The 18,189-nt window shown below is 63.5% G+C and carries 19 protein-coding genes and 2 riboswitches; of the genes, 10 read left to right on the forward strand and 9 right to left on the reverse strand.

From position 1 onward, the window contains the following. Window position 1: 1 nt before the first annotated feature. Complete coding sequence (locus HGI30_RS02165; RefSeq protein ID WP_168906189.1) at window positions 2–352, reverse strand: DMT family transporter; 351 nt, start codon at window positions 350–352, stop codon at window positions 2–4. A 140-nt stretch (window positions 353–492) separates the two neighbouring features. Continuing rightward, window positions 493–602, reverse strand: a riboswitch (guanidine-I (ykkC/yxkD leader). A 119-nt stretch (window positions 603–721) separates the two neighbouring features. Between HGI30_RS02165 and HGI30_RS02170 the strand changes: the two genes are divergently transcribed. Genes HGI30_RS02170 through HGI30_RS02180 form a run of 3 tightly spaced genes read left to right on the forward strand, consistent with a single transcriptional unit; the run spans window position 722 to window position 2,105 of the window. Next, window positions 722–1,138 carry a hypothetical protein gene (locus tag HGI30_RS02170; protein ID WP_168906190.1) on the forward strand — a complete coding sequence of 139 codons (417 nt, stop codon included), beginning with the start codon at window positions 722–724 and terminating at the stop codon, window positions 1,136–1,138. Then, window positions 1,135–1,689 carry a hypothetical protein gene (locus tag HGI30_RS02175; RefSeq protein ID WP_168906191.1) on the forward strand — a complete coding sequence of 185 codons (555 nt, stop codon included), beginning with the start codon at window positions 1,135–1,137 and terminating at the stop codon, window positions 1,687–1,689. Before HGI30_RS02170 ends, HGI30_RS02175 begins: the two co-directional genes overlap by 4 nt. A gap of 44 nt (window positions 1,690–1,733) precedes the next feature. After that, entirely contained in the window at window positions 1,734–2,105 is a 372-nt protein-coding gene (locus HGI30_RS02180) for a hypothetical protein (protein WP_168906192.1), read from the forward strand. A gap of 100 nt (window positions 2,106–2,205) precedes the next feature. Here HGI30_RS02180 and HGI30_RS02185 read toward each other — a convergent pair whose 3' ends face one another. Together HGI30_RS02185 and clpP are read right to left on the reverse strand one after the other, a co-directional pair. Continuing rightward, complete coding sequence (locus HGI30_RS02185; protein ID WP_168906193.1) at window positions 2,206–2,409, reverse strand: hypothetical protein; 204 nt, start codon at window positions 2,407–2,409, stop codon at window positions 2,206–2,208. 324 nt (window positions 2,410–2,733) lie between these two features. After that, window positions 2,734–3,309 (reverse strand): ATP-dependent Clp endopeptidase proteolytic subunit ClpP, encoded by a 576-nt coding sequence (gene clpP, locus HGI30_RS02190; protein ID WP_168906194.1) that lies wholly within the window; start codon window positions 3,307–3,309, stop codon window positions 2,734–2,736. Between the two features lie 195 nt (window positions 3,310–3,504). Between clpP and HGI30_RS02195 the strand changes: the two genes are divergently transcribed. Continuing rightward, entirely contained in the window at window positions 3,505–4,377 is an 873-nt protein-coding gene (locus HGI30_RS02195; RefSeq protein WP_168906195.1) for an RNA polymerase sigma factor, read from the forward strand. Window positions 4,378–4,595: 218 nt separating this feature from the next. On the opposite strand, the gene HGI30_RS02200 is transcribed toward HGI30_RS02195, so the two are convergent. Beyond that, entirely contained in the window at window positions 4,596–5,381 is a 786-nt protein-coding gene (locus HGI30_RS02200) for an SDR family oxidoreductase (protein WP_168906196.1), read from the reverse strand. 138 nt (window positions 5,382–5,519) lie between these two features. Then, window positions 5,520–5,619: riboswitch (glycine riboswitch) on the forward strand. A 264-nt stretch (window positions 5,620–5,883) separates the two neighbouring features. Between HGI30_RS02200 and sdaAB the strand changes: the two genes are divergently transcribed. The 5 genes from sdaAB (at window position 5,884) to HGI30_RS02225 (ending at window position 10,780) form a co-directional block, all read left to right on the forward strand. Beyond that, the gene (gene sdaAB / locus HGI30_RS02205; protein ID WP_168906197.1) at window positions 5,884–6,603 is read left to right on the forward strand and encodes an L-serine ammonia-lyase, iron-sulfur-dependent subunit beta; all 720 of its coding nucleotides are present in this window, start codon (window positions 5,884–5,886) and stop codon (window positions 6,601–6,603) included. Further along, window positions 6,572–7,456: an L-serine ammonia-lyase, iron-sulfur-dependent, subunit alpha gene (sdaAA, locus tag HGI30_RS02210; RefSeq protein WP_168906198.1), complete on the forward strand. Its 885-nt coding sequence runs from the start codon at window positions 6,572–6,574 to the stop codon at window positions 7,454–7,456. The genes sdaAB and sdaAA overlap by 32 nt, the downstream gene beginning before the upstream one ends. A gap of 240 nt (window positions 7,457–7,696) precedes the next feature. After that, entirely contained in the window at window positions 7,697–8,953 is a 1,257-nt protein-coding gene (locus HGI30_RS02215; protein WP_168906199.1) for an ABC transporter substrate-binding protein, read from the forward strand. Between the two features lie 44 nt (window positions 8,954–8,997). Then, on the forward strand, window positions 8,998–9,960 hold the full coding sequence (locus tag HGI30_RS02220; RefSeq protein WP_168906200.1) for a carbohydrate ABC transporter permease: 963 nt from the start codon (window positions 8,998–9,000) through the stop codon (window positions 9,958–9,960). Between the two features lies 1 nt (window position 9,961). Further along, window positions 9,962–10,780, forward strand: a complete 819-nt coding sequence (locus HGI30_RS02225; RefSeq protein WP_168906201.1) for a carbohydrate ABC transporter permease — start codon at window positions 9,962–9,964, stop codon at window positions 10,778–10,780. Between the two features lie 46 nt (window positions 10,781–10,826). On the opposite strand, the gene HGI30_RS02230 is transcribed toward HGI30_RS02225, so the two are convergent. The 5 genes from HGI30_RS02230 to HGI30_RS02250 form a co-directional block, all read right to left on the reverse strand. Continuing rightward, entirely contained in the window at window positions 10,827–11,702 is an 876-nt protein-coding gene (locus HGI30_RS02230; RefSeq protein WP_168906202.1) for an ATP-binding cassette domain-containing protein, read from the reverse strand. Next, a complete protein-coding gene (locus tag HGI30_RS02235; protein ID WP_168906203.1) occupies window positions 11,683–14,133 on the reverse strand; it encodes a hypothetical protein in 2,451 nt (816 codons plus the stop codon). The genes HGI30_RS02230 and HGI30_RS02235 overlap by 20 nt, the downstream gene beginning before the upstream one ends. Window position 14,134: 1 nt before the next feature. Next, complete coding sequence (locus tag HGI30_RS02240) at window positions 14,135–15,361, reverse strand: hypothetical protein (protein ID WP_168906204.1); 1,227 nt, start codon at window positions 15,359–15,361, stop codon at window positions 14,135–14,137. A 64-nt stretch (window positions 15,362–15,425) separates the two neighbouring features. After that, entirely contained in the window at window positions 15,426–15,821 is a 396-nt protein-coding gene (locus tag HGI30_RS02245; RefSeq protein WP_168906205.1) for a hypothetical protein, read from the reverse strand. A 134-nt stretch (window positions 15,822–15,955) separates the two neighbouring features. Then, window positions 15,956–16,222, reverse strand: coding sequence for a hypothetical protein (locus tag HGI30_RS02250; RefSeq protein ID WP_168906206.1), 267 nt, complete (start codon window positions 16,220–16,222; stop codon window positions 15,956–15,958). Window positions 16,223–16,284: 62 nt separating this feature from the next. On the opposite strand from HGI30_RS02250, the gene HGI30_RS02255 reads away from it, so the two are divergent. Then, on the forward strand, window positions 16,285–18,087 hold the full coding sequence (locus tag HGI30_RS02255; protein ID WP_235680289.1) for an ABC transporter ATP-binding protein: 1,803 nt from the start codon (window positions 16,285–16,287) through the stop codon (window positions 18,085–18,087). The last annotated feature ends 102 nt before the right edge of the window (window positions 18,088–18,189 follow it).

An 18,189-nucleotide genomic window follows, 5' to 3' on the forward strand; every position in this document is an offset into this window, starting at 1 on the left:
GTCAGACCGCCTCCTTTCCGGACTTGTCGGCCGCCGGCTCGTGGCCGAGCAGCTTGAGGCCGACGACCCCGATCAGCAGCACGCCGATCAGGGCGAGCTTGACCGGCTTGACCGGGTCGCCAAAAACAATCATTTCGGCCAGTACGGTGCCGGCCGTGCCGAGTCCGACGAAAACCGCATAGACGGTGCCCACGGGCAGGTGGCGGGCCGCGTTCAGCAGCACGTAGAAGCTGATGAGGATACAGACCGCGGTCAGCGCCCATTCGAGCGCCGTATCGGCATGCTTGAGGCCGATGACCCAGCCGACCTCGAACACGCATGCGCCGACGATTTGAAGCCAGTACCGATTCATGAAGAAGTCCCCTTTCGATCGCAGCTCTTTGCTGCGTGTTCTCTTGCCGCGCTTCGGACGGCCGCCGTTTCCAGTATGCCCCATCCTGCGCAGGAGATGCCCGCAAGAAAGCCCGGAAGACAGCCGCCAAAGCGGCGGTCATCTCCCGGGCTTTTGTCCCTCCGTGTCTGCGCGGCCATGTCGGCCGTGCCGTTCCCTCTCGGACCAGTCCGGCGCTCGCTGACGCCGCGGAACCCTAGGCAACTGATTCCCGCCATTATAGCAACCGGGGCGAGAGATGGCAAGGTCGGGGACTGGAACTTTCTTGCAGGAGCCGGCGTCTAATCGGGTAGCATCGAGCAGGGAGAGGAAGGGCGCGGATGAGTCGTGATGGCGATTCAAAAAAGGAGCGGCAGGAGCGGGACGAGAGGGGCGGCCGCAGTCAAGAGCGTGCCGGGCTCCGGCGCGTGGAAAAGGAACGCCAACCTCAGTGGAAGGATTTCCGCCGCTGGATGCCAGGGAGGCTCTTTCTCACGGCGTCCGGGGCGGCGGGCATGCCGCAGGGCGAAGCATGCGGTCAGCGGCGCCCTCGTAGGCGCGCTGCTGCTCGCGGCAGGCAGCCTCGGGCTGCTCCGATACGGGCTGACGCATGCCGACGCTGCGCCGTGGGACCATGACTCGCCGCTCGCTGCGGCGGGACTGGGGGGATTGCTGCTGTTCAGCGGAGGAGCGCTGGCTCTGGGGCTGGCAAGAGCTTGGATGGCGGTCGGGCCGCTATTCCATAGGAATGGGAGAGATGGGGAATGAACAAGGGCGGATGGACGTCGGAGGAAGAGGAAGCCGCAGGACGGTTCAGGGAACCGTCCGAAAGCTCACCGGCAAGCGGAAGGGTAAGCGGCAGCGCAATCGTCACGTATCTGCTGCTTTATCTTGTCTTTATAGCGCTGTTCATGGGCGCGGCGCTTGGCGTGGAGCGGATCGAGGGCTACAAGATCGCGACGACAGAATACTACGGCTTGATGAATTTGGGCGGCATCTTTGTGGCGATGGTGCTGCTTCTCGCGGTGGTTCTGTATCCGGTCGTGCTGCTGCCGATTACGCTCGCAGTCAACCGCTGGCTGCGCCATCCGCTGCTGCAGATCGCGCTGTTCCTCGGACTTTTCCTATGGGCGGGACAGCTGCACTATCGGGATTATCCGCTGTACTTCCGGGAGGGCTATGGGCTCAGCCCATGGACGTCGTGGTGGATGTTCGGGCTTGCGGGACTGCTCTATGCGGGAGCGAACCTGCTGCTGACGAGTCTGGGGAGAAGTGGTCGTCCGTCTTCCCATCGCTTGCCGCCGGACAGGCTGTCATGAAGCAGATTTGCCGGCCATCGGGAAGAATTTCGGGAACGACCGTGGTGAAGCCGCTTCTCCTCCTCTTTGTGTTCCTCATCCTGCTGGCGGCTGCCGCCATGACGGCGTATGGGCAAGTCTATGACGGAATGATTTTATTCGCAGTCGGCTTGCTCGGGCCGCCGGCGTTTGCGGTGCTTGCGCTGCCGCTCACTTTGGCGGCGGATCGCTGGCTTCGTCCGCGCTGGCTGCAGCTCCCTTTGTTCGGCTTCCTTGGCGGAGCGGCGGGGCGAGGGTTGCCGGTCAGCGAACCTGGCTCGCCTTGGACGGAGGAGCCGCTGCTTGTTTTTGAGCTATGGCCGTTCGCTCTCGCCGGCTTGCTCTATGCGGGAGCGAACCTGCTTCTGACGAGGCTGGGGAGAAGGAAGCAGACATGAATGTTGTAGAGCGGCTGGATCGGCATATTCTCGGCTGCAGGGGTTGCCGGCGATCGAAAAAGCCCCGGCATGCGCCGGGGCCGATCGAAGCAGCGTGGGGTCAGGCGAAGCCGACCTTGGGCTTTTCTCTCTCTTTCAAAGGCAGGCTGATCGTGCGGATGGACGTGATGGGAATGTAGAGCTCCTGATAGTCGGTGACGTATTTCACGAACTTGTCGTCTGCTTGCTCGAGGACGCCGTTTTCAGCCAGCGTGCCGTCGAGAAAGTGGATCAGAACCTTTTTTCCAATGAGCTTATCCAGCATGGGCGGTTCACCTCGCTTGAGCGGAATGGGTCTTGCTTCCATCATACCGGATGGGGAATACATTAGGATAGGAGTCGAGCGTGCAGCGAGAAAAAAACGACTATCCAGCTAGGCTATGGGAAACAAGGGAAGAGTTGCCCTTGTCATGTTCGGCCCGCATGAGTTCGGTTGCAGCCGCTGCCTTAGAATGCGGTCGATGATCGAGCTTGGAACAAGCGCGCTGCCGCTAGGTCTGGATGCGGTCGATGATCGAGCTTGGAACAAGCGCGCTGCCGCTAGGTCTGGATGCGGTCGATGATCGAGCTTGGAACAAGCGCGCTGCCGCTAAGTTTGGATGCGGTCTATGATTCCGTACTCCAGCGCCTCCTCCGCCGACATGAAATAGTCGCGGTCCATATCCCGCTCGATCCGCTCGAGCGGCTGGCCGGTCCGCTCCGCCGCGATGCGGTTGAGCGTCTCGCGCGTCTTCAGGATGCGGCGGGCGGAAATCGCGATGTCGCTCGCCTGCCCTTGCGCTCCGCCGTGCGGCTGGTGGATCATGACCTCGCTGTTGGGCAGGGCGCTGCGCTTGCCTTTCGCTCCTGCAAGCAGCAGGATCGCGCCGAACGAATACGCCGCGCCGGTGCAGATCGTCTGGACGTCCGGCTTCACGAGCTGCATCGCGTCGTAGATCGCGAGCCCGGCTGTCGTCGAGCCGCCGGGGCTGTTGATATACATGGTGATATCTCTCTCCGCGTCATCCGCCGCCAGGAACAGCAGCTGCGCGATGACCGAATTGGCGACGGCGTCGTCGATGGCGGATCCGACCAGGATGATGCGCTCCTTGAGCAGGCGGGAGTAGATGTCGTAGGAGCGCTCGCCCTTGGCGGTCTGCTCGACGACGTACGGCACGTGGTTCATCGGGGTTCCTCCTCGTCAGCCGGGCCGCAGCATGGCGGCCGGCCGTTGGTTTGCTTCATGCCCCCGGTAAACGAACCGGCGCAAGCCGAGGATACGAGGCGGAAAAAGAAATAAATTTCGCCGGTTCGCGTATCCTTTCGAGGCGGCTGTTCGTTTACCGAATACCGATATCCGCACGCAGAAAGGAGCTGCCGCATGGACGCAATTCGCATGGCCGCCGAGGAGGAGCGCAGCGCCCTTCGCCGCTATTGCCTCGCCTTGGCCGGTTCGCGCTGGGACGCCGAGGATCTGGAGCAGTCCGCCTGGTGCCGCGCGCTGGCCTACCCGGGCTGGGAGGGGCACGCCAACCGCGAGGCGCTGCTGCTGCGCATCGCGCGCAATCTGTGGACCGACCAGCAGAGGAAAAAGGCGCTGCATCAGCGCTCCTTGCCGGAGCTTGCCGCAGCCGAGCCGGACCGGGAAGCAAGCGGCGAAGCCGCCGGAGGGTGGGAGCTGGAGACGATGCTCCACTCCCTCGGCCGGCGGCTGACGCCGCTGCAGCTGGCGGTGTGGCTGCTGCGCGAGATGCACGGCAGCAGCATCGCGGAGACGGCGCTTCGCCTCGGCATGACCGAGGGCGCCGTCAAGGCGGCGATGCACCGCGCCCGCCGCGCGCTCGGCGCGGTCCGCCGCGACTTGGCCGCCGGCGGGCTGCGCGAGCCCGCGGACGAGGCGCTGCTCGCGCGCGTGCGCGGCCTGGCGGCGGCGCTGCGCGCGGGCGATGCCGCCGCGATCGCGGCGCTCGCCGAGCAGGAAGCGCTCGAGCCGGCCGTAGCCGCCGCCGCGCTGGCGGGGCGCGGCAGGGCGCAAGCCTCGGCCGGCGCAGCCGCCGTGCCGGCGGACGGCAGCGCCGGCGGCGATGGCGCGCGCAGCGACGCGGGCGCGCCGCAGGCTCGCGGCCCAGTCGACGTGCGCGCGCTGCCGGCGCAAGCCGCCTGGAGCGGGCGCGCTGCCTCCTGGCGCGGGGCTTCCGCCGCCGGTAGTCCCGCCGGTCTGGCCGGCGGCGCCATCTGGGGCTTGGCCGTATAAAAGGCAGTACCGTAAAGAAGCCTTCCCGAGCCTCGAAGCGAGGCGGGAAGGCTTTTTCGATCAGGGGGCCAGTTCTAGCCTGGAATCAGGGCCGGGCTGCCATTGGACGGCCCGCATGCTGCCTTCCGAGCGATCCGCCCCGCATCCGCCCCGCATCCGCCCGCATCCGCCCCGCATCCGCCCCGCATCCGCCCCCATGCCGCATCCGCCCGCTCCCCCTACCGCCCGAGGAACCCGCCCTCGGAGCGGATCGCCTGGCCGGTGATCCACTGGGCCTCGTCGCTCGCGAGGAAGGCGAGCGCGCGGGCCGCGTCCTCCGGCCGCCCGATGCGGCCCATCGGGAACAGCGGCAAGAGCTGCCGCTTGAGCTCGTCCGACATCCAGCCGGAGTCGGTCGGGCCCGGGTCAAGCCCGTTGACCGTGATGCCGAGCGGCGCGAGCCCGGCGGCCAGCGGCTCGATCAAGCCCGCCAGCAGCTGCTTGGTCGCCAAGTACGCGAGGTTGTCGGCGTCCTGCCCTTTGGACAGCAGGAACAGGATCCGTCCCGCCCCTCCGGCCGGATGCGCCTGCTCGAAGCGGCGCGCGAACTCCATGCTGAGCAGGGCCGGAGCCCGGTTGTTGACGATATAATGCCGATCCAGCGACTCCTGCGTCAGCGTCCGATAGCTGGTCGGAGCGCAGTAGCAGGCATTGTGGATGACGATCGAGGGCAGCCGTCCGAGCGCGCGCTCGGCCTCGTCCAGCACCTGCACGGGCGCGTCCGGGTCCATGAAGTCGGCCTCCATCTGGCCGGCCCGCACGCCCATGCCCTCCAGCTCCTGCTGCAGCCGGTCGGGCCATCCCATCTGCAGGCCGCAGCCCTCCTCCGCGTCATACGCGCGCCAATGCGTATAGAACAGATCGGCGCCTTGCTCCGCGAGCGCGCGGCAGATCGCCGTGCCGATGCCCGCCTCCCGGCTGACGCCGGTGACGAGCGCGGTCCTTCCTTTCAACGCCATGGTCATGAACGCATCGCCTCCTTCTTCAACCAGCATAAGCCCCGAGGGGGGACGGGGAGTAGGGGCAGGATCGGCTATAGCCGAACTTGCCCTCTCCGGGTTGAAGCCGGCTGTCCTCCTGCATATAATGAGAAGGCACAGCGGATGATGGCAGCGGGAGAGATTGCCTGCAGGACCGGGGCGACGCCGAAGGAGCAACCTGCACGCAGGGGAATCTCTCAGGCAAAAGGACCTTTGCCGGACGCAGCTCTGGAGAGCATTCCGCGCCGCCTTGCGGACGGCCGATCGGGCAACGAAAGCCCTCGGCTCGCCCGCAAGGCGGCGCGTCGGAATCACCCAAGGGGAAACTTCATGGCGCCGATATCGCGGCGCTGGCGGAGGCAACTCTCAGGTACAAGGGACAGAGCGGTGGAATACGGGGAAGCAGAGGGCTCGCGCGAGCCTTTGCTTTGACGCATTCCGCCGCCCTGTTCCTTTTCATTTCAGCGATACGCAAAGGAGGAAGCGCATGCGCTTCAAGGATGTCTTCTCGATCATCGGGCCGTCCATGGTCGGCCCTTCCAGCTCGCATACCGCCGGCGCGGCGCGCATCGGGCTGGCCGCCCGCAGGCTGCTCGGCGCGATGCCGGAGTCGGCTCGCGTCAGCTTCTTCGGCTCGTTCGCCGCGACTTACCAGGGCCACGGCACGGATACGGCCGTCGCCGGCGGGCTGCTCGGCATGCGCACCGACGATCCGCGCCTGCCGGATGCGGTCGAGCTCGCCGAGGAGGCGGGCCTGGACCTGACCTTCCGCGAGGGCAAGGGGCTGTTCCCCCATCCCAACACCGTGAGGCTCGACCTGCAGGCCGCGGACGGGCGCAAGCTGTCGCTGCTCGGCACGTCGATCGGCGGCGGCAACGTCGAGATCGTCGAGGTGAACGGCTTCGCCGTCAAGTTCGGCTGCTCCTGCCCGGCGCTGCTCGTGCGCCATCGCGACCAGCCGGGCGTCATCGCCGGGCTGACCGCCGCCTTGGAGGAGGCCGGGCTCAACATCGCCGGCTTGTCGCTCAGCCGGATGGAGCGGCAGGGCGAGGCGCTTGCGGTCGTCGAGCTGGACGGCGAGGCGCCCGGCAAGCTGCTGGAGCGGGTGCGGCGGCTGCCGCATGTGCTCGGCACCGATTATGTCGATCTGAACGGGGAAGAGGAGGAGATGGCGGATGAACTTTCGGACGCTGAAGGAGCTCAGTGAGCGCTGCCGCGAGGGCGGCCTGACGATCGGGCGCCTCATGCTGCAGCAGCAGGCCAAGGAGTCGGGACGCGAGGAAGCGGAAGAGTTCGCGACGATGAAAGCGTACTACGGCATCATGAAGGAAGCCGTCCACAATGGCCTGACCCGCGACACGACGTCGCGCAGCGGCCTCACCGGCCTGGACGCCCAGCGGGTCGCCGCCTACAACGAGAGCGCCGAGCCGAGCCTCGGCGGCGACGCCGGACGCGCGATGGCGTACGCGCTCGCCGTCTCCGAGGTGAACGCCTCGATGGGCCGCATCGTGGCGACGCCGACGGCGGGCTCCTGCGGCATCATCCCCGGCGTGTTCGTCAGCTCGCAGGAGCGGTTCGGCTGGGACGACGACGTCATGACCGAGGCGCTGTTCGCCGCAGGCGCGATCGGCTACGTCATCGCCAACAATTCCTTCGTCTCCGGCGCGGAGGGCGGCTGCCAGGCCGAGGTCGGCTCCGCCATCGGGATGGCGGCGGGCGCGCTCGCCGAGCTGCGCGGCGGCACGCCGGAGCAGGCGATGCATGCCGTCGGGCTCGCGCTCAAGAATACGCTCGGCCTTATCTGCGATCCCGTCGGCGGGCTCGTCGAGATCCCGTGCATCGTGCGCAACGGCTTCGGCGCGGTCACCGCGCTCGCCGCGGCCGACATGGCGCTGGCCGGCGTGCGCAGCGTCATCCCGAGCGACGAGGTCGTGCAGGTCATGCTCGAGGTCGGCGCGGCGATGCCGGAGAAGCATCGCGAGACGGCCGGCGGCGGGCTGGCCCAGACGCCGACCGGCAAAAAGCTGATGGAGGACCTGCGCAAGAAGAAGCGGCGCTAGAGCCGGCGGAAGCGTGGAGGGGCGGCTCCTCGGAGGCGAAGCAGCTCGGCGAGAAAAGCTCGCCGAGCTGCTTCGGTTTTTTTTAACATCGGATATGTCGCCTAAATTCGTTCCGCGCGGTCAAGTTCGGGCGAAGAGCGGAATAAACTGAAAGCGGATACAGGAAAGCGCTCGACCCGGGAGCGGCATAGGCCTGTCCTCGGGAGGGGCGAAGTCCAGCATGTCAGGAGGAATGACGGAGTGATTAAATTCCGAAGGGTCGCCTTGTCGTTGCTGCCGTTCGCCCTCGTCGCCGCCGGCTGCGGCGGTCCGGCTCCGGCCGATAACACGAAGACGCTTACGCTCTGGTACTGGAACCGAAGTCTGGACGACGGCCTCATCCGATCGGTCGAGCAGAAGTTTCCCGGCATCAAGATCAACGCCCAAAAGATCGGCGGCGACTTCAAGTCCAAGCTGAAGACGACGCTGGCCGCCGGCTCGGCCGGTCCGGACATCGTCGCCTTCAATGACTGGGTCTCGGAGCTGTTCGTCAGCTCGGATCGCTTTTATGACCTCTACGAGCTCGGCGCCAAGGACATCGAGCCGGACTTCCTCGATTGGAAATGGAACTTCGGCGTCACCCCCGCCGGAACGATGATCGCGCTGCCGATCGATACCGGACCGACCGCGCTGTTCTACCGGGCCGATCTGTTCGAGCAGGCGGGATTGCCGAGCGATCCGGCCGAGGTCCGCGAGCAGCTCGGCACCTGGGAAAGCTATCTGCAGGCGGGCAAGCAGCTGCAGGATCATTTCGGCGGCAAGGTGAAGATGCTTGACAACGCCAACAACATCTACACGCAGGTCAACGCCCAGTCGGACCGGATTTATTTTTCCAAGGAGGACCGGTTCATCGGCGACCAGCCGCAATCCTCGATGAGAAAGGCCTGGAATCTCGCCGTCCAAGCCGCCGAGATGAAGCTGGCTGCGAATGTAAACGCCTTCACGAGCGAGTGGAGCGCCGCCATGAACAACAGCGGCATCGCCTCCTTCGTCGGGGCCGTCTGGATGAAGCAGGTGCTGGAGGAGGCCGCTCCCGATACGGGCGGCAAGTGGAGGGTGGCGCGGGCTCCCGGGGGAGACGGCAACAACGGGGGCTCCTTCCTCGCTATCATGAAGACGAGCGCTTACCCGGAGGAAGCGTTCGACGTCATCCGCTACCTGCAGAGTCCCGACCATCAGATCCAGACCTACAAGAATCTGAATCTGTTCCCCTCGGCCGCCGAAGCGCTGGACGATCCGAGCATGAAGGAGAAGGAGCCCTTTTTCGGGCATCAGGCTACGGGCGAGATTTTCGCGGAATCCGCGCGGAACGTGAAGCCGGCGTACTTCGGAGGCAAGTATACGAACGTCAACGGCATCGCCCTGCGCGAGCTGACCTCCGTCGTCCTGCAGGGCAAGAATCCCGACAAAGCCTGGAACGACGCGCAGAACCGCATCCAAAAAGAGCTGCTGCGCTGACGGCCGCCGCCCCATAGACCAATGGCTGACAGGAGGTCACCCTTATGGGCAAACCCATGCTGAACGCAGAGTCTCCCCGCGCCCCGCGCTCCCCGCGGACCAAGGACGGCTTGAGCGCGCGCATCTGGAAGCACCGCAAGGAATACTTCGCCATCTCCCCGTTTTACCTTTTGTTCGCGGTGTTCGGCTTGTTCCCGATCGCCTTCTCCATGTACCTCTCCTTCCAAAAATGGGACGGAATCGGACGGATGAGCTACAACGGGCTGAACAACTACCGCTTCATGCTGACCGATCCGGACTTCTGGAAGGCCGTCGGCAATACGCTCCTGATCTGGATCTACTCGACGATCCCGATGCTGTTCCTGGCGCTTGTCGTCGCCTTCCTGCTCAACTCCGCGTTCGTACGGATGCGGACGCTGTACCGCGTCGGCTACTTCCTGCCCAACGTCACCTCGCTCGTCGCGGTGGCGATCATCTTCGGCACGATCTTTTCCAACAACTACGGCTTGCTGAACTACGTGCTGGACCTGCTCGGCCTGAACTCCATCGAGTGGCTGAACCGCACCTGGGGCATCCAGCTGGCGATCTCCGTCATGGTGATCTGGCGCTGGGCGGGCTACAACGCGATCATCTATCTGGCCGGTCTGCAGAGCATCCCGACCGTGCTCTACGAAGCGGCCAAGATCGACGGGGCTTCGGGCATGCAGGCGTTCTTCCGCATCACCATCCCGAACCTGCGGCCGATCATCCTGTTCACGCTCATCACCTCCACCATCGGCGGGATGCAGGTGTTCACCGAGCCCCAGGTGCTCGTCGGCAACGACGGCGGCGCGAGCGGCGGCGGCCTCACGATCGTCCTTTACCTGTACCGCGAAGCGTTCGTGCACAACTACTTCGGCTACGGGGCGGCCGTCGGGTGGGGGATGTTCCTCCTGATCGCCCTCTTCTCCATCGTCAACTGGCTGTTCGTCCAAGGCCGTCCGTCCCACGACCAGGGGGTGAAGTGAGATGAAAGCCCGATCGATCCTGCTGCATGTCGGCCTGACGGCCGGACTGCTGCTCTCCGTGTTCCCGTTCTACTGGCTGCTCGTCATGGCGACCCGCACGACGGCGGACATCTACAGCTTCCCGCCGAAGCTCTGGTTCGGCACGAGGCTCGGGGACAACGTCTCCCGCGTGTTCGAGAACATCGACTTCTTCGGCGCGTTCTGGAACACGCTGTTCGTCGCGTCGGCCTGCGCGGTGCTCGTGCTGTTCTTCGACTCGCTGGCGGGCTTTACGTTCGCCAAGTTCGATTTTCCCGGCAAAAAGCTCCTGTTCGTGCTGCTGCTCGCCACGATGATGGCGCCGGCCCAGCTGTCGCTCGTGCCGTCGTTCGTCATCATGGCCAAGTTCGGCTGGGTCGGCTCGTTCAAGGCGCTCATCATCCCCGGCATGGCCAACGCGTTCGGCATCTTCTGGATCCGGCAGTACGCCCAGGAGTCGGTGCCGAGCGAGCTGCTGGACGCGGGCCGCATCGACGGCTGCGGCTTCATGCGCCTTTACTGGAACGTGGCGCTGCCGATCCTGCGGCCGGCGCTGTCGTTCCTCGGCGCGTTCACGTTCATCGGCGCCTGGAACGACTACCTGTGGCCGCTCATCATCCTGACCGACGAGAGCAAGTTCACGCTGCAAGTGGCGCTTTCGTCGCTGAATGGCATTTACGTGACCGATTACTCCATGGTCATCGCCGGCACGCTGCTGGCCGTCATCCCGCTCATCGTCCTGTTCCTGTTCGTCAGCAAGCAGTTCATCTCCGATATCGCCGCCGGGGCGATCAAGAGCTGAGCGAGGGCTTGATTCAAAAGAAGCGCGGAGCAGGCCGCTCCGCGCTTCAAGTCGCATCCTGAAACAGATGCAGATAGACGTCCTCCAGGCTTGGCGCCGCCTCGCGCATGGGCAGGCCGGACAGCGGCTCATCCTGCACGACCCGGACCCAGATGCCGCCCGAATCGCGCTTGATCTGGCTGACGCGATGCGCCTCCTGGAACGCCTGCAGCTCCTCCTCGCGGATCCGATACTCGCGCACGCGGCCTTCCGCCATCGCGAGCACGGCTTGAGGAGGGGCTTGGGCGATCTTCTCGCCGCCCCGGATCAGGATGATTTCCTTGGCGATCGCTTCGATGTCCTCGACGACGTGGGTGGCGAGCAGCACGATCTTGTCGCCGGCAAGCGTCGCGATCATGTTGCGGATGCGGATGCGCTCCTTCGGATCGACCCCGGCCGTCGGCTCGTCCAGAATCAGCACCTTGGGGTCGTTCAGCAGCGACTGGGCGAGCAGCAGGCGCTGCTTCATTCCGCCGGAATAATCGCCCAGCTTGCGGTCCGCATCCTGCTCCAGGTTGACCCGCTGCAGCCATTCCTCGGTGCGTGCGGCCGTCGTCTTGCGGTCCAGCCCCTTGAGGGCGGCCATGTACCAGAGGAAGCGCCTCCCGGTAAAATCGGCGTACATGCCCTGCTGCTGAGGCATGTAGCCGAGCACATGGCGATACGACTTGCCGAGGGAGGCGATCGGACGCCCTTCATATCGGACCGCTCCGGCCGACGGCTTCAGCTGGTCGGTCATCATCTTCATGAGCGTCGACTTGCCTGCGCCGTTCGGCCCGAGCAGCCCGTATACGCCCGCTGTCAGCTCAGACGTGAACGAGCGGACGGCGGGCGTCTTGCGTCCGGGATAGAGCTTGGTCACTTCATCCAGCGTGAGCGTCATGCTGTCGCCCCTTTCTTTCGGATGGATCATGGACGTACCGGACCCAGGCCAGCCTCCAGCCAGCGGCGGCCAGTGCTGCGGTCAGGCCGCAAGCGAGAAGCACCGACGGCCAGTAGCTCCGACCGTCGAACGCTTGCGGAAAATGGAACAGGAAGGTGAAGCTGAACGAAGCTACCCATTCCAGACCTGCCGCATGGAGCGCCAGCGGAAGCAGGAAGATCAGGCTGCCCTGGATGAGAAAGCCGGTCTGGCTGCGGGCGAAGATCGCCAGCGCGGCGAGCAGCAGCACAAGACATTGGAGCATGACGGCTTGAAGCGCTCCAGTGACGAACATATACTCGCGGATGGAGAGGGAGCCGCCGATCCGGGCCAACGACTCGATGCTCTGCACGGCGAGCGAGCTGTCCCAGGACGGATCGCTCCGATAGCTGTTGACGTGCTTCACGGCGAGCAGCGGCAGCGCGATCGCCCAGCCGAGGATGGAGGCGGCGAGCAGCTTGCTCCGCAGCAGCTTCTCGCGGCCTCGCGGAGCGGCATGCAGGAGCGGCTCCATGTGCGCCTGCCGATCCAGCGCCGCCAGCGGGCTGATCCCGACGAGCAGCAGCGCTGCGATCCAGAGGCCGACTCCGAGGTCCTTCCTCTCGGAGTCGAACAGCGAATCGCTGGCAAAGCGATTCACGAAGCCGAGATGCTCCACGCCGCGGCTGCGCTGTTTCAGCAGCTCGTCGCGCTGCGCTTCGACCCGCTGGAACGCCTTTTCCTTTTGGCCGAGGGTCTCCAGCTCTCTCGTCTGCTCGAAGTAGCCTGCTGGGTCCAGCTTGCCGGAGCGAAGCTGCTCCAGCGCCTGCGCCAGCTGGCTCGGAATGCGGTCAAGCCGCTGGCGCTCCTCGTCCATCCAGCGCAGCTTGGATTCGGTAAGCTCGCCTCCGAGCTGGCTGAGGTACCCATTGTAGGCCGCGTCATCCGGCTCATACCATCGTCCCTCCAGCTGAAGCAGCTGCCCGCACAGGATGCAGGCGGCGAGGATCGCGAAGATGGCTTTGCCGGAGACAAGCAGCTTCCGCAGCTCATGGACCAGCAGGGAATTGCGCCGAGCGAGCCGGAAAGGCAGACGGTTCAGCCGCTCGATCCAGGAGGGAGGCAGCAGGCGGAGGCGGTACGGCTCGTGGCGGCAGAACAGCCAGCCGCTCCAGGCGGGCAGCGCGAGCGCAAGCAGGGATAAGGCGATCAGCCCGGCGGTCCGTTTGGATACGGGGTAGCCCAGCAGCGATAGATTTTCATAAGCGGCGAGCAGCTGCGAAGAGTCTGTCCATGCGGCCAGGTTGATCCATTTGATCCAATTCCACGCCGACGCCGGATGAATGGACTCATACAGGAAAAGCTGCAGGGCCGCCAGCAAGCCGGCGATGCCGAAAATGGCGGCAGATTGACGGAAGATCAGGAACAGGAGGCCGAGCAGCAGCGCCAGCACAAGCTGGACGAACAGCTTGCAGACAACATAGAGCGCCAGGAACTCGCCGACCGTCCACCGTTCTGCGGCGGCTTGAAAGGCCGGCATCGAGACGAGCGGACGGGTCGCGTCTCCGAACCCGTACAACAGCCCCATGTCGGCCAGCCGAAGTCCCGTCGAAGCCAGCGCCAGGAACGAGACGGCGAGCAGCAGCACCGTGAGCTTCGTCCCGAAGAGAGGCAATCGCCCATAGGGCGAAGCCAGCTGCAGCGAGCGCAGGCCGCTGGTCCGATCCGGCAGGAATACCGCCGATGCGATCAGGAACAGGATCAGCAGGTCGAGCAGATCCAGCGCCGATTGCTCCGTGCTAGCCACGACCCCTTCCTGCAGTCCGAGGCCATAGGGGGTTCCCTCCAGCTTGCGGAAATCCTCCACCGTCTGGCTCCGGTTGCGGGTGAGGAAGGGCGAGTCCTCGGCGAAGATGGCATACGAGCCGATCGTTTCCGAATAGCTCGCCATGCCAGTCAGAAAGTCGCGGTGCTGCTGAAAGTGTTCGTATTGCTCCAGTATCTTGGCTTGCAGGAACAGCTCTCGGGCGATGCGGTTCGGATCGTTGACGTAGATGCTGTCGCGGTAGGCTTCCAGAAGCTCCGGCTGCTTCGCTAGAGCTTCCTCCGCCATGCGGCTCCAGGGCGAATCGCCTTCGGCCGTCGCAGCGAGCGAGAACGCCTGAAAGGCTTTCAGCCGCTGGACGGCTTCCTCGGCCCGCTCGTGGCCCTCCTTCTCGCTCATCCCGGCGTAGGAAGCTTCGAGAGCTTCATAGTCCTCGCGTGCCGCGATGAGCTCGGGCTGCTCCCGCAGCTGCTGCTCGTGCCGGAGGAAGGCTCCAGCCGCAAGCAGGACGAGGATGAGCGCCATCGTCCGCTTCTGGCCGAGGAGCTTGCGGAGTTCCAGCGTCAGAAGCCTCCAGCGAAGCTCCATGTCAGAGATTCTCCATGAAGGAAGTGAAGGCGGCCTTGCCGGACGGGATGTCCGCTTTTTTGAGGGCGGTGTAAAGAGGATGTCCATCTTTACTCATGAACGTGGCAAAGAAGTAGCGGTCATCGCCTGGCAGAAGGCCGAAGTCTCGAGGAGCGAAGCTTGTATCCACGCTCATCGCTTTTGCGGAGTCTGACTTTTGAAAAATGTCGAGCCGGTTCGGCACGCCGGGAGCATCCTCAAGATAGGGGATGATCGGCATCTGGTACAAATAAGCCGAGTCCGCGGTCAAGAAGCTGAGCACCGCCGGATGCGGAGTCGCTACTTCTTGGATCTGGCTTCCGTCCAAATCGGATTGATAGCGGATATAGCTTCTGGGGTCGTTTGGATTGCCGTAAAATCGGGAGAAGTATAGCTTGTCGCCGGATAAGGCCTGCAGATTGGTCGAGCCGGAATCGCTGCTGTCCCACAGCTTGATCGTCTCTCGGCTAGACAGGTCATGCCGATAGGCATGATAGGGGCTCCCGAGCAAATGCCAGTAAATTTGGTTGCCGAAGGGCAGAACGTCCAGATATTGAGCCTTTTCATCCTTGGTTTCTCCAAGAACTTCCGCTTTGCCGGCAGGGTTCTCCATGGACACTCGATTGACGCTGCTCGTGTAGCGGCCGTCCTTGTCCGATCCTGTCATGGTGAAATAGAGATAGCCTCGGTGAAGAGCGATCGTCGTAGGGCGAAGCGGAAACGTCATGACGTTTTCCCGGCTTGTCCCATCAAGCTTCATGCGGACCAGAGTGTACTCCGTCTGAGGAACTCCTCCCTCGCCGTCGATCGTCTTGCTCTCAAGAGTATATAAGCGTTCATCGTAGACTTGGGTAAATCGAATGAAAATCTGTTCGTTCGAAACAAGCGCTCGGCAGGTCTCTACGGTCGGAGCGGACTTGCAGCCGTTGTTCGGACGCGCGTCCAGCACGATGGGCTGCAGGCGCTGCGCATCGATAAAGTACAATAAATTTTTATACGTAACGTAATACCCGTCCTCGGAAGGAGCGAAGTTCAGAGCGTAGCCTTGCCGATGGAAGGCGTAGGGATAGTCGAAATTGGGATCGTACTCATTGCTCTCCGAGAACGACTTCTTGTCGGAGCATCCTGAAGCACCAAAGGCCAGCAGGAGGAGAAGCGATGCAAGGAGCAAAAGGGATGTTTTAGTTGGTCTAGAGGCGTTTGAGTTCATAATGGAGTCCTCCGCAGATAGGTATAAAAGCCGTTGCTCTTGAAAGAGCAACGGCAAAGTCGCTTTAAGATGTTGTAAATGTCGTATCGGTCCAAGTGCCAGTCCCGACTTTCACATAATGCGTTCCTCTAGCATCGATGGATCTAACTGGTTGGTGAGCTGAATTCGCGGTCGCTGAAACTCCTGGCTGATAACCGGAAGCTGATTTGGTGACTGGATAAGGAGTAGTGGTAAGTCCGGCATAATATCGATACACGACCTCCACCGACACATAAGCGGAGCTGCTTCCGCTGGACGTGGAGGCGCTGCCGCTCGAGCTGCCGATGCTTACGCTGCCGGAAGTCCAGGCTCCGCCTGCGGAACCGGATACGGACGAGGCGGCAAAGGCAGGCTGGGCAGAGACGATCAGGGCAAGTGCCGCGGCGGAGACGGCAAAGGCTTTCAACTTGCTTTTTTTCAAGTGATTTTCCTCCTGGATATAAGAAATGGGTTCACTGGCCAGTGAAGAATTACAAGGAAATTATGCCATATAATATCCATATCTTGAGGGGGGGTTATCAATTTACAGGGGATAACATCCTCTTATTTCCAATTTTATGAACGATTCTCTTCGTTCTTCTCCCGCTCCCGACGGTCTCTTTCCATCGCCTCCTCCAGCTTGCGCTGCGAGTACGGCTTGTCCTTCGGCATGCGCTCCCAGATGAGGAGCAGCACGACGAGGATGGCGAGCAAGAGCATGTTCGTCATGGATTCTTCAACCCCCATTTCCTTCATCCCCTTCCATTTCACTTCCATTTCTAATTCGACTTCATTCCGTCCTTCCTTCTTTCCCACAAAGGCCATTGACACCGGGACGGCCATCTCTTATCCTTCCCATGACCTGTCGAACGGGTGTTAGCCTAACAGAACGAGGATGATCCTACATGATGAACCGCACCGCGCCGGCCCCGATTTCCAGCGCTTCCTTCGAGAGCGCCTTCCAGCAGGCGGCGACGACGGAGAACCGGACGGCGTTCCAGTATCTGATGGCGCTGTACAAGGGGAATTTCCTCAACCTGACGATCTCGATCGTCTTTTTCCTGGTCAAAAGCCTGCCCGTCTACGTGCTGCCGATCGTGACGGCCAACATGATCAACATCGTCGCGCAGCCCGGCCAGCATAGCCTGCGGGAGCTGTGGATCAACTTCGCCGTGCTGATCGCCGTCGTCCTGCAGAACATCCCGACCCACGCCGCCTATGTCAGCTTCCTCAGCCGCGCGATCCGCTCGGTCGAGGCGGGGCTGCGCGGCGCGATGGTGCGCAAGCTGCAGCAGCTGTCGATCAACTCGCATCGCGAGCTGGCCGCCGGCCGGCTGCAGTCCAAGGTGCTGCGCGACGTCGAGGCCGTCGAGGGCATGAGCAAGCAGCTCATGCTGGCGTTCATCCCGGCGATTTTCAACGTAGTCATCGCCTTCGGGCTCACGCTCTACTCCAACTGGCTCTTCTCGATCTTCTACGTGCTGACGGTACCGGCCGCGATCGGCGTCATGCAGATGTTCAAGCGGCGCATCCGGCAGAGCAACCGCGAGTTCCGCAAGGAGATCGAGACGATGAGCAGCCACGTCTCCGAGATGGTCGAGATGATCCCCGTCACCAAGGCGCACGGGCTCGAGCAGGTCGAGATCGACCGCATCGACACGACGCTGCGGCGCTTGCAGGGCAAGGGCTACCGCATGGACCTCGTCGAGGCGTACTTCGGCGCCTCCAGCTGGGTGACGTTCCAGATCGTGCAGGTCGTCTGCCTGCTGTTCACCGCCTATCTCGCCTACACGGGCAGCATCCCGGTCGGCAACATCGTCATGTACCAGGGCTACTTCGGCATGATCCTCGGCTCGATCACGGCGCTCATCAACGTCTATCCGATGATCGCCAAGGGCACGGAGTCGATCTCCTCGATCACCGAGATCCTGCGCTCGACCGACATCGAGGACAACGCCGGCAAGCTCAAGCTCACCCGCCTGAGCGGGGAGTACCGCTTCGAGGACGTGCAGCTGAAGTTCCCGGACGGCGACCAGCATGTGCTGGAGGAGGTGGCGCTGGACGTGCGCGCGGGCGAGTGCGTGGCGTTCGTCGGCGAGTCCGGGGCGGGCAAGTCGACGATCCTGAACCTCGTCATCGGATTCCTGAACCCGACCTCTGGGCGGGTGCTTGTCGACGGCGTGCCGCTGTCCGAGCTGGACCTGTCCGAGTACCGCCGCCATCTCGCCGTCGTGCCGCAGACGAACATCCTGTTCTCCGGCTCGATCCGCGACAACATCACCTACGGCCTGCAGGGCATCACCGAGGAGCAGGTGATGGAGGCGGTGGAGCGGGCGCATCTGAGCGAGATGGTCTCTCGCCTCCCGCGGGGCATCGACACGATGGTCGGCGAGCATGGCGGCAAGCTGTCCGGCGGCCAGCGCCAGCGGATCGCGATCGCCCGCGCGCTCGTGCGCGATCCGAGCGTCATCCTGCTCGACGAGGCGACGTCCGCGCTCGACAACGCCTCCGAGCATCATGTGCAGCAGGCGATGCAGCAGCTCATCCAGGGCCGCACGACGTTCATCGTGGCCCATCGCCTCTCCACGATCCGCCACGCGGACCGCATCGTCGTCATGAAGCGCGGACGCATCCTCGAGGTCGGCACGTTCGATGAGCTGATCGCATGCAAGGGCGAGTTCTACAACCTCAAGCAGCTTCAGATGTGAGTGTCGGCATTGTAGTTTAATGGATGCAAAAAAATCCTGCCGAGTCGGCAGGATTTTTTGCTTGATCTAAATGTGGATCGCGCATGCGGGAGTCCGCCGCGC

It is taken from the genome of Paenibacillus albicereus (assembly GCF_012676905.1).
GTDB classification, from domain to species: Bacteria; Bacillota; Bacilli; order Paenibacillales; family Paenibacillaceae; genus Paenibacillus_O; species Paenibacillus_O albicereus.

Coding starts and splice junctions, on each gene's coding strand:
- HGI30_RS02165 (WP_168906189.1), bottom strand. CDS start 352: ATGAATCGGTACTGGCTTCAAATCGTCGGCGCATGCGTGTTCGAGGTC.
- HGI30_RS02170 (WP_168906190.1), top strand. CDS start 722: ATGGCGATTCAAAAAAGGAGCGGCAGGAGCGGGACGAGAGGGGCGGCC.
- HGI30_RS02175 (WP_168906191.1), top strand. CDS start 1,135: ATGAACAAGGGCGGATGGACGTCGGAGGAAGAGGAAGCCGCAGGACGG.
- HGI30_RS02185 (WP_168906193.1), bottom strand. CDS start 2,409: ATGCTGGATAAGCTCATTGGAAAAAAGGTTCTGATCCACTTTCTCGAC.
- clpP (WP_168906194.1), bottom strand. CDS start 3,309: ATGAACCACGTGCCGTACGTCGTCGAGCAGACCGCCAAGGGCGAGCGC.
- HGI30_RS02195 (WP_168906195.1), top strand. CDS start 3,505: ATGGACGCAATTCGCATGGCCGCCGAGGAGGAGCGCAGCGCCCTTCGC.
- HGI30_RS02200 (WP_168906196.1), bottom strand. CDS start 5,381: ATGACCATGGCGTTGAAAGGAAGGACCGCGCTCGTCACCGGCGTCAGC.
- sdaAB (WP_168906197.1), top strand. CDS start 5,884: ATGCGCTTCAAGGATGTCTTCTCGATCATCGGGCCGTCCATGGTCGGC.
- sdaAA (WP_168906198.1), top strand. CDS start 6,572: ATGAACTTTCGGACGCTGAAGGAGCTCAGTGAGCGCTGCCGCGAGGGC.
- HGI30_RS02220 (WP_168906200.1), top strand. CDS start 8,998: ATGGGCAAACCCATGCTGAACGCAGAGTCTCCCCGCGCCCCGCGCTCC.
- HGI30_RS02225 (WP_168906201.1), top strand. CDS start 9,962: ATGAAAGCCCGATCGATCCTGCTGCATGTCGGCCTGACGGCCGGACTG.
- HGI30_RS02230 (WP_168906202.1), bottom strand. CDS start 11,702: ATGACGCTCACGCTGGATGAAGTGACCAAGCTCTATCCCGGACGCAAG.
- HGI30_RS02235 (WP_168906203.1), bottom strand. CDS start 14,133: ATGGAGCTTCGCTGGAGGCTTCTGACGCTGGAACTCCGCAAGCTCCTC.
- HGI30_RS02240 (WP_168906204.1), bottom strand. CDS start 15,361: ATGAACTCAAACGCCTCTAGACCAACTAAAACATCCCTTTTGCTCCTT.
- HGI30_RS02250 (WP_168906206.1), bottom strand. CDS start 16,222: ATGGCCGTCCCGGTGTCAATGGCCTTTGTGGGAAAGAAGGAAGGACGG.
- HGI30_RS02255 (WP_235680289.1), top strand. CDS start 16,285: ATGATGAACCGCACCGCGCCGGCCCCGATTTCCAGCGCTTCCTTCGAG.